This window comes from Devosia sp. (assembly GCF_041917035.1).
GTDB lineage: Bacteria > Pseudomonadota > Alphaproteobacteria > Rhizobiales > Devosiaceae > Devosia_A.
In genome coordinates, this window is the sequence record NZ_JAYRYM010000173.1 from 1 (window position 1) to 7861 (window position 7861).

Genomic DNA, 7861 nt, shown 5'->3' on the forward strand with positions numbered 1-7861 from the left:
GGCGTTTCGGCCGCTACCACTGCTTCAGCACAGCGACCGGCCTGGAGCAGGTGTTCCTCCACGAGTTCCGGCGAACCGGAGTCATCACATGATCATCGATCCCGATCCCTATGTCATCCAGGTCCAGCAACTGAGCAAACGCTACGGGCGCAAGCTGGCACTCGACGGCGTGACGCTGCGAGTCCCGGAGAACAGCCTGTTTGCACTGCTCGGACCGAACGGCGCGGGCAAGACCACCCTGCTCAACATCCTGTGCACCCTGCTGCCGCCCGATTCCGGCACCGCGACCGTCGCGGGCTTCGACGTGGTCAAGGCCCCGCTGCGGGCCCGCAGCCAGATCGGCGTCGTGTTCCAGGAGCCGAGCCTCGACGACCGGCTTTCGGCGGCGGAGAATCTCGAGTTTCACGGGCTCGTTTACGGCATGCCGCCCTCGGCGGTCCGGCGAGGCATCACCGACCTCCTTGAACTGGTCGAACTGGCAGACTGGCGGCATGCGATCGTCCGAACATTCTCGGCCGGCATGAAGCGCCGCCTCGAGATTGCCCGGGCCTTGCTGCACGCGCCGCGAATCCTGTTTCTCGACGAACCGACGGTCGGGCTCGATGCCCAGACCCGCCAGCGCATGTGGAGCTATCTCGACGAACTGCGCCGCAAGCGCGAACTCACCGTGGTGGTGACGACCCACTACATCGAGGAAGTCGAGGAGTGCGACACGGTCTGCATCATCGATCATGGCAAGGTTCTGGCCAGCGGCACGCCCGACAAGCTCAAGCAGCAGTTCGGCAGCGAACTCGTCAAGGTCGTGCCGCGCGACCCCCAGGCCGCGGCGGACCTGCTCGCCGCCTACCCCGACGCGGCCGAACGCGACCCGAACATCCTCGTCATCCCGGTGGTGGGAACGGACTTCTCCGACCGGTTGATGGCGCAGTTCGGCCAGCGTATCCGGCAGCTGTCCTTCGTCACCCCCAGTCTCGAGAGCGTGTTCATCTCGCTGACCGGACAGGAGCTGCGCGACAAGGCCAGCAATGATCGCGAGCGAACCCTGGCGTTTGCCAAGTCGGGCGGCGAACACACCAGATGAACCTGCCGGGCGTCCTGCGAGGGATCTATGCGATCTGGCTGCGTGAAGTGAAGCGCGCGCTGCGCGATCGCGGCCAGCTGATCGGCGGGCTCAGCCGACCGCTGTTGTGGGTGCTGGTCATGGGCATCGGGCTGAACCCCTATTTCCGGGGCGAGGTCTTCGCCGAGGTGCGCTTCGTCGTGCCCTATACCTATCTGCAGTTCATCTTCCCGGCCATCGTGATGCTCAACATCCTCTATACCTCCGTGCAGACGGCGGTTTCGGTGATCTGGGATCGTCAGTTCGGATTCCTGCGCGAGGTACTGGTTTCGCCCATGCCGCGCAGCGCGGTGCTCCTCGGAAAGGTCCTCGGGGGCGCCACCATCGCCATGCTGCACGGCTCGCTCGTCCTGGTGCTGGCCCGATTCGTCGGAGTTGCCTTCTCGCTTACCGACCTACTGATCGGCATGGGGCAGATGTTCGTCCTGGCCTTCGGCCTCACCTCGTTCGGCATCATCATCGCCAACCGGATTCGCAGCTTCGAAGGCTTCGGGGTGTTCTCCAATGCGGTCATCCTGCCGCTCTACTTCACCTCGAGCTCGATCTTCCCGCTCGACCCGGCGCTGACCCGGGCCCAGACGGTCGTGGTCTATCCCGAGTGGCTGGTGACGGTGATCGAGATCAACCCGCTCACCTACGCCGTGGACGCGCTGAGGGGCAGCTTCATCGCGTTCCATCAGTTCGAGTCCTGGACCGGCAATGCGGTTATCGCGGGCATGGCGGTGGTGTTCTTCGCCGTGGCGTTGTGGGACTTCAGGAAGGCGTGAATGGCCCGGCGAGGCGACATCGACCGGCCCGGGGCCGCGACGTCACGGCGGCCCCGGGCATGGGGGGATTTCGGCGTCGTCGCGCTGATGCTCGCCATCCTGGCGTCGGTCTACCTGCTCGACGTCGACACCTCGTTGAGCGAGGTCAGACGGATCGGTCGGCTGACGGCGTGCATGCCACCCGAGTACCCGCCGCTGGTGACGGGAGAGGCACAGGCGCCTGGTTTCGATGTCGAGTTGCTGGGCGAGATTGCGGCAAGGATCGGAGTCGGGCTGACGATCCAGTCCAATGCCGCCATGGTCCGCGACTTCAACCCGCGCAGCTGGCGCATCACGCGGGCGCAGTGCCAGATCCTTGCCGGAGGTGTCGTCAGCTCGCAGATCACCCGCTCGTTTCTCGACACCACCGACCCCTACCTCAAGACGGGCTGGGCCCTGGTCAGCCCTGCCCCGGTCCTCGATCTCGACGGAAAGACCGTCGCCTTTCTCGCAGGCCCTGCCGGTCTCGACCGGATCGCCCTCAGCCGGCTCCTGCGTGCCGCCGGTGCGACGGTGACCATGGCCAAGACGCGCGACGACCTGATCGAAGGCCTCGCCGCCGGACGGTTCGACGCGGGCGCCAGCGAGGCCCTGATGCTGAGCCGGATCGCCAGCGAGCAGGGCTGGTCCTTTCGTGGTCTCGACACCGGGGGCGGCGACAACCCGATCAGCCTCGGGCTCTGGAAGGGCGACCTGACGCTCAAGAACGCCGTCTCGGCGATTCTCGCCGACTTGCGACGCAGCGGGTTCATGACCACCCTGGCCGATCGCTACGGGGTTACGGTCCTGACGGACTGAGGCCGGCCGAGAGGATCGGCGGAACTGCCCCGATGGCGACGGGTCGGCAGCGGGCCGCGACGTTTCTGAGGGCCTCGATCAGCGCCAGAACGGCCGGATCCTGCCGATGCTCCTCGAGGAACACCGCGACCAGCGGTCGCTCGGCGGCGAGTTCGGTGGCGAACAGACGAATGCCGCTCACCCGATTGCCGTCGGACCCACACGAGAGGGCGGGGGCGAGACATATGCCCATCCCCGCACCGACCAGCGCGACGGCCGCCTCGAAGCTCCGGCACTCCGCGACGACCCGTTCGCCCAGAGATCGGGAGCGATACCAGTTCTCCATGCGGGTATCGCTGCGCGAACCGAACACGAAGCGAATCGAACGCGACAGGATCTGCCGCTGCTCCGGCGCGAGATCGTTCACCGAGGCGACATCGGTCAGTTCGACAGACTGGGGGACGACGAGGACGTAGGGATCGTTCATCAGCGGCACCTGCAACAGGCCAGCCCCGGAGCCTTCGAGGGCCGTCGCGGCGACAAGACCGACGGCGACGCGCCGGGCGTCGAGCATTTCGACCACGTCGACCGGCGAGCCCTCGTGAATATCGAAGGCGAGTTCCGGCATCGTGGCCTGCACCTCACTGAGGGCTGGCGGCAGCAGGAGCCGCACCATCGAGCCGATACCGGCAATGCGCAGCGTGCGGGTCCATCCTGGCCCGCCGGCAAGGCCTTCCTCGAGGCGCTGCATCTCGCGCAGCACCCGCAGCGCGTGCTGGACCAGAGTCATCCCTTCGGCGGTGGGCAGCATGCGGGCCATACGTCTATCGAACAGACGCACGCCGACCACGCCTTCGAGCTTGGCGAGGTGCTGCGAGATGGTCGGTTGCGACAGGTTGAGGAGCTTGGCGGCGTTGCTGACCGTCTTGGCGTGCCACACGGCCCAGAGCACCCGCAACTGCTGCAAGGTGATTTCGGAATAGGCCGCGGGGTTTCGCGTCGGTCCCTCGCCGGCCGGGCCGGGCTGCGTATCGTCCATGGCGGTCACGCCCGTGTGCTCTTGACGCACGGATCAGTAGCACAGCGCTGGCGACAGGACAGGCATGCTCTGCTGGCCTGCGACCAAACCGATCGATTGGCTCGACTTATGCCGGCAGGCGCGGCAGGTAGGGCACGCCGAAGACGAAAGCGATCGCCAGGGCCGGCCGCGACCACAACATTACGGCGCGCAGCCGCGGCTGCAGGGCCGGAACGAGGAACAGCAGGACATGCCCGCCGGCCAGGGGCGGGATGGGCAACAGATTGGCAACCGCAGACCAGCCGGACACATCGAGCACGTAGCCGAGAAGATTGTTCAGTTGCAGCGCCATGCCGGGGGCCAACCAGGCGGTGACGGGTCCCCGCGCCAGCTGCAGCAGGGACGCCGCGAGGTAGGGAGCGGCTGCAGCGCCGACGACCACGATGAGCACCCCGGCCAGCCCGAAGCGCAGGCGGCGATACTCCACCGGCATCCAGACGATCCAGCCGCAACGCGACAGCAGGCCGGCGAGAAAGCCCAGGATATCGAGGTGGACGAACGGATTGAGGGTCCTGCGACCATCCTGATGCGGGCCGGGATCGCCGAGCAGATGCGAGAGGACGGCCATTGCGTAGCCGTGCAGACCGACGACCAGCAGCATCGCTACCAGTCGGAACAGCAACTGCGTCAGGCTGAGGTCGAACATGGTGGTGCCGGGCCGCGGGACGTCAACTGCCGCCCGGCGGCATCAGAAGGTGCCGCTGCATCAGCGCCGCGATGGTGCCATCCGCCGCCAGTTCGTCGATGGCCTCGCCCAGCAACTGGTTGAGGTAGGTGTTCTCGGCGCGGGTGCCGATGCCGGTCAGGAGCGGCCGTACCGGGAAAGGCAGCTCGGGCAGGACACGCAGCCCGAAGAGCGACGGATCGCCGTCAGTGGCGACGTAGAGCGCTGGCTCCCAGACCAGGGCGAGGTCCACCTGCCCGCCCAGCGCCGCCTCGATCAGGTCCCGATTGGTGCGGTACGAACTGCGCGTCCACTTCTCGTCGGGGTGAGCAGCGACATAGTTGATGAGCGCGTTATCGGCGAGACTGAGACCGCGGGTCGCGACGACCCCGTCCTTGCCGATATCGGCAAGCCCGGCCAGCTCGGGATCGATGGTCACGGCGATCGTCGGCGTCTCCATATAGGGCCGGGTTACGAGCACGAAGGCCGGATTGCTGGGAGAGAGCGAGAAGCCCATGATGGCATCGCAGTCCTGCGCCAGTGCGACATAGATCTGCGCCACCTGCAGGGGCAGTCGATGGTCAAGCGGCGGCTGCGGCAGGACGCTGGCCTCGAGCGCAAACAGCTTGCCCTCGATGAGCAGGACGTCCGCTATGGCCCGGGCCAGGTCCTGCTCGAACTCCGCCATCATCCCCTCGGGATTGTAGCAGAACGTGACGGCGTTGCCCCCTTGGCGCAGCTCTTGGGTAAACAGGTCGCGGGGCACATCCTGCTGCTGCACCTGGGCGCTCGCGGGCACCGTCGCGGTGAGCAGGCCGCCGAGGCCGGCAAGCAGAAGGCGGCGAACATGGTGCATCTCGGTTCCTCCAGGAAAAGGCTCAGGCCCGGCGGCAAGCCGGGCCCGAGTTCAGCGCGTCGGCCAGCGGCTCAGTTGGCCGCAGGCAGGGCGAACACGTAGATCGCGTTGCTGCCCGAGGGTGCGTCGACCGGTACAGAGGTCACCGCGGCCCACTGGTCCCCGACGATGAACGGTCCGCCCGCGGTGACGGCGACATACTGCCTGCCGTCCACTTCGTAGGTGATCGGGTGGCCCGTCACCTGCGAGGCGAGGCGGGTCTTCCAGACAACTTCACCGGTGGACTGATCGATCGCATGGAAGTCGCGACCACCGCCTTCGCCGATGAAGAGCAGGTTGCCGGCAGTGGTAGTCGAGGGCGCGTAGAGCGTCTCGGGCTGCTCGTAGGACCACAGGGTCTTGCCCGTCGCCACATCGATGGCGTCGATGCGACCGATATTGGTCTCGCCTTCCGGCAGATGGTACGCCAGATCGACATTGTAGACGTCGAGACCCGTCGGCTCCTGGTCGCGCGCCGTCACGTCGGCACACATGTTGTTCATCGGAACGAACATCACGTTGGACTTCGGATTGTACGAGGTCGGGGGCCAGTCGCGACCACCCAGGTAGGTCGGGCACATCGGGCTCGGGACGCCGATCTCGTCGAGGATGCGGTCCTCGTTGATCGAGACCACGCCATTGTCGTCGACCGAGGCGATGAGGTCCTGCCTGGCCGTTTCGCGAGCGTAGATGAACTCGCCCGTCGCAGCGTCGAACTGCCAGAAGATGCCGGTCTTGCACGGCACACCGGTCAGCACGCGGCGGTTCTCGCCGGAGGCGTTCGGGTTGATGGCGAGCTTGCCGTCCATGTCGGCGGAGGGCGTGATGTTCGTGTTCGTCACGATCATCTCGAAGGTGCATTCCTGGTCCCAGTTGTCGCGCGGCAGCACCTGGTGCTTCCAGACGATCTCACCGGTCTTGGGCTTGACTGCCCAGCGCGTGTTGGTGCCCGCGAGCGTGCCGCCGACGGTGTTGCGCTGCACTTCCGAAGCCGGGCCGGCGCCGGAGGACCCGTAGTAGACGATGTCCAGCACCGGGTCATAGGTCAGCTGCCCCCAGACTCCCGTCATCCAGCGCTGGTCGAAGGAGGACGCCCCCCACGTCTCGTCGCCTTCCTGGCCCGGGCGCGGGATCAGCTCGTTGCGCCAGAGTTCCTCGCCGGTATTGGCATCGTGACCGGTGACGTAGCAGGCGAACTCGGAGAACTGGCAGCTCGCGCCGGTGACCACCACGCCATCGGCGATGACCGGGCCGGTAGCCGACATGATCAGGTCGGTGCCACCACCGCGGTCCGTCTCCCAGGCCAACTGGCCCGTCTTGGCATCAAGCGCGACGATGAAATTGTCCCAGCTCGAGAAGATGACCTTGTCCTCGAACAGCGCGATGCCGCGCTTGCGCTCACCGAGCGCCTGCAGGGTGGACCGATCGGGCAGCTCGCGCCGGTATTCCCAGATCAGGTCGCCGGTCGCCGCATTCACGGCCTGGATCACGTCGCCCGGATTGGGGATGAAGAGGACGCCGTTGAGTTCGAGCGCGTTGGACTGCACCACACCGGGATCGAGCGCGCGGGCCCAGACCAGCTGCAGCCCCTTGACGTTATCGACGTTGATCTGGTCGAGCTCGCTGTAGCGCCAGTTCAGCGTGTTGTGGCCATAGCTGACCCAATCGCCCGCCGGCGGATTGGCCAGCATCTCCTTGGTCACAGACGGCAGGTTATCGATGACGGACTGTGCCAGCACCGGTCCTACGGCGCTGCTCAGCAAGACGGAGCTCATGAACAGAGCTGCGGTAAGTCTCATGGTACCCTCCCTGGCCGCGCAGGCCTTCGCCCGACGGTCGGCCGATCTAGACAAAGTCCCGGCCAACCGGCCGGAACGCCCCGTATGGCGGCGCGAGGCCGCCCATCGCGTCAGCCCTTCGGCTTGCGCACGATTGTGATGTTGGCGAGCTGGTCTTCGTTGGTGGTCAGCGGCACGTCGCCGGGATCGGCGCCGTGCATGTCGAGGATGTGGGCAACGATATCGACGTAGTCCTGCGCACTGCCCGCCTGGCCCTTGGCACCCGGCGGCATGTTCATGTGCGCGAAGTTCCACAGATCGAGCAGGGTCGCGTCGGCCCACTTGGTATTGAGGGCGGCACCGGTGACGGGTGGCGTGCCCGGTCCACCCCGGCCCGTCGGGCCATGGCAGGTCTGGCACTTCCTGGTGTAGATCGATTTGCCGTGATCGGCCTGGGCCTGGGTGAAGACGTTGTTCCAGATGGTCAGCGGCCCGCCGGCAACCTGGCCGGCAACCTGCGCACCCACGTCGCCCGTCTCGGCCGCCGCACCCTGCTCCGGCGACGAGACTCCATCCGCCGCAGGTTCCTTCTTGGGCAGATCATGCTGGGCTAGGACCGGCGCGGCAAGGATCGCGAGCACTGCCGCACCCAGCAGAGCAGCTCTGGTGAAACGCACGATGAAATTCTCCTCAGTATCGGCCCTTCGGGCTTCCGCAAGAACTGGAGCCGAGGGCGGCGTGCA

At 66.5% G+C, this 7861-nt stretch carries 8 protein-coding genes; 3 read left to right on the top strand and 5 right to left on the bottom strand.

The features are described 5' to 3' along the window. Positions 1 to 88 precede the first annotated feature (88 nt). The 3 genes from ACE3TU_RS15850 to ACE3TU_RS15860 are packed head-to-tail and all read left to right on the top strand — an operon-like array spanning position 89 to position 2724. Entirely contained in the window at positions 89 to 1081 is a 993-nt protein-coding gene (locus ACE3TU_RS15850; protein WP_374625901.1) for an ATP-binding cassette domain-containing protein, read from the top strand. Continuing rightward, a complete protein-coding gene (locus ACE3TU_RS15855) occupies positions 1078 to 1887 on the top strand; it encodes an ABC transporter permease (RefSeq protein ID WP_374625903.1) in 810 nt (269 codons plus the stop codon). Before ACE3TU_RS15850 ends, ACE3TU_RS15855 begins: the two co-directional genes overlap by 4 nt. Next, the gene (locus ACE3TU_RS15860) at positions 1888 to 2724 is read left to right on the top strand and encodes a substrate-binding periplasmic protein (protein WP_374625905.1); all 837 of its coding nucleotides are present in this window, start codon (positions 1888 to 1890) and stop codon (positions 2722 to 2724) included. Here ACE3TU_RS15860 and ACE3TU_RS15865 read toward each other — a convergent pair. The 5 genes from ACE3TU_RS15865 to ACE3TU_RS15885 form a co-directional block, all read right to left on the bottom strand. Further along, positions 2705 to 3742: a LysR family transcriptional regulator gene (locus ACE3TU_RS15865; RefSeq protein WP_374625915.1), complete on the bottom strand. Its 1038-nt coding sequence runs from the start codon at positions 3740 to 3742 to the stop codon at positions 2705 to 2707. The genes ACE3TU_RS15860 and ACE3TU_RS15865 overlap by 20 nt on opposite strands. 106 nt (positions 3743 to 3848) lie before the next feature. Continuing rightward, entirely contained in the window at positions 3849 to 4427 is a 579-nt protein-coding gene (locus ACE3TU_RS15870) for a hypothetical protein (protein ID WP_374625906.1), read from the bottom strand. A 22-nt stretch (positions 4428 to 4449) separates the two neighbouring features. After that, positions 4450 to 5301: a hypothetical protein gene (locus ACE3TU_RS15875; RefSeq protein WP_374625908.1), complete on the bottom strand. Its 852-nt coding sequence runs from the start codon at positions 5299 to 5301 to the stop codon at positions 4450 to 4452. Positions 5302 to 5372: 71 nt separating this feature from the next. Continuing rightward, a complete protein-coding gene (locus ACE3TU_RS15880) occupies positions 5373 to 7139 on the bottom strand; it encodes a pyrroloquinoline quinone-dependent dehydrogenase (protein ID WP_374625910.1) in 1767 nt (588 codons plus the stop codon). A 110-nt stretch (positions 7140 to 7249) separates the two neighbouring features. Beyond that, positions 7250 to 7795 carry a cytochrome c gene (locus ACE3TU_RS15885; RefSeq protein ID WP_374625912.1) on the bottom strand — a complete coding sequence of 182 codons (546 nt, stop codon included), beginning with the start codon at positions 7793 to 7795 and terminating at the stop codon, positions 7250 to 7252. Positions 7796 to 7861 lie beyond the last annotated feature (66 nt).

Coding starts and splice junctions, on each gene's coding strand:
- ACE3TU_RS15850 (WP_374625901.1), top strand. CDS start 89: ATGATCATCGATCCCGATCCCTATGTCATCCAGGTCCAGCAACTGAGC.
- ACE3TU_RS15860 (WP_374625905.1), top strand. CDS start 1,888: ATGGCCCGGCGAGGCGACATCGACCGGCCCGGGGCCGCGACGTCACGG.
- ACE3TU_RS15865 (WP_374625915.1), bottom strand. CDS start 3,742: ATGGACGATACGCAGCCCGGCCCGGCCGGCGAGGGACCGACGCGAAAC.
- ACE3TU_RS15855 (WP_374625903.1), top strand. CDS start 1,078: ATGAACCTGCCGGGCGTCCTGCGAGGGATCTATGCGATCTGGCTGCGT.
- ACE3TU_RS15880 (WP_374625910.1), bottom strand. CDS start 7,139: ATGAGACTTACCGCAGCTCTGTTCATGAGCTCCGTCTTGCTGAGCAGC.
- ACE3TU_RS15870 (WP_374625906.1), bottom strand. CDS start 4,427: ATGTTCGACCTCAGCCTGACGCAGTTGCTGTTCCGACTGGTAGCGATG.
- ACE3TU_RS15875 (WP_374625908.1), bottom strand. CDS start 5,301: ATGCACCATGTTCGCCGCCTTCTGCTTGCCGGCCTCGGCGGCCTGCTC.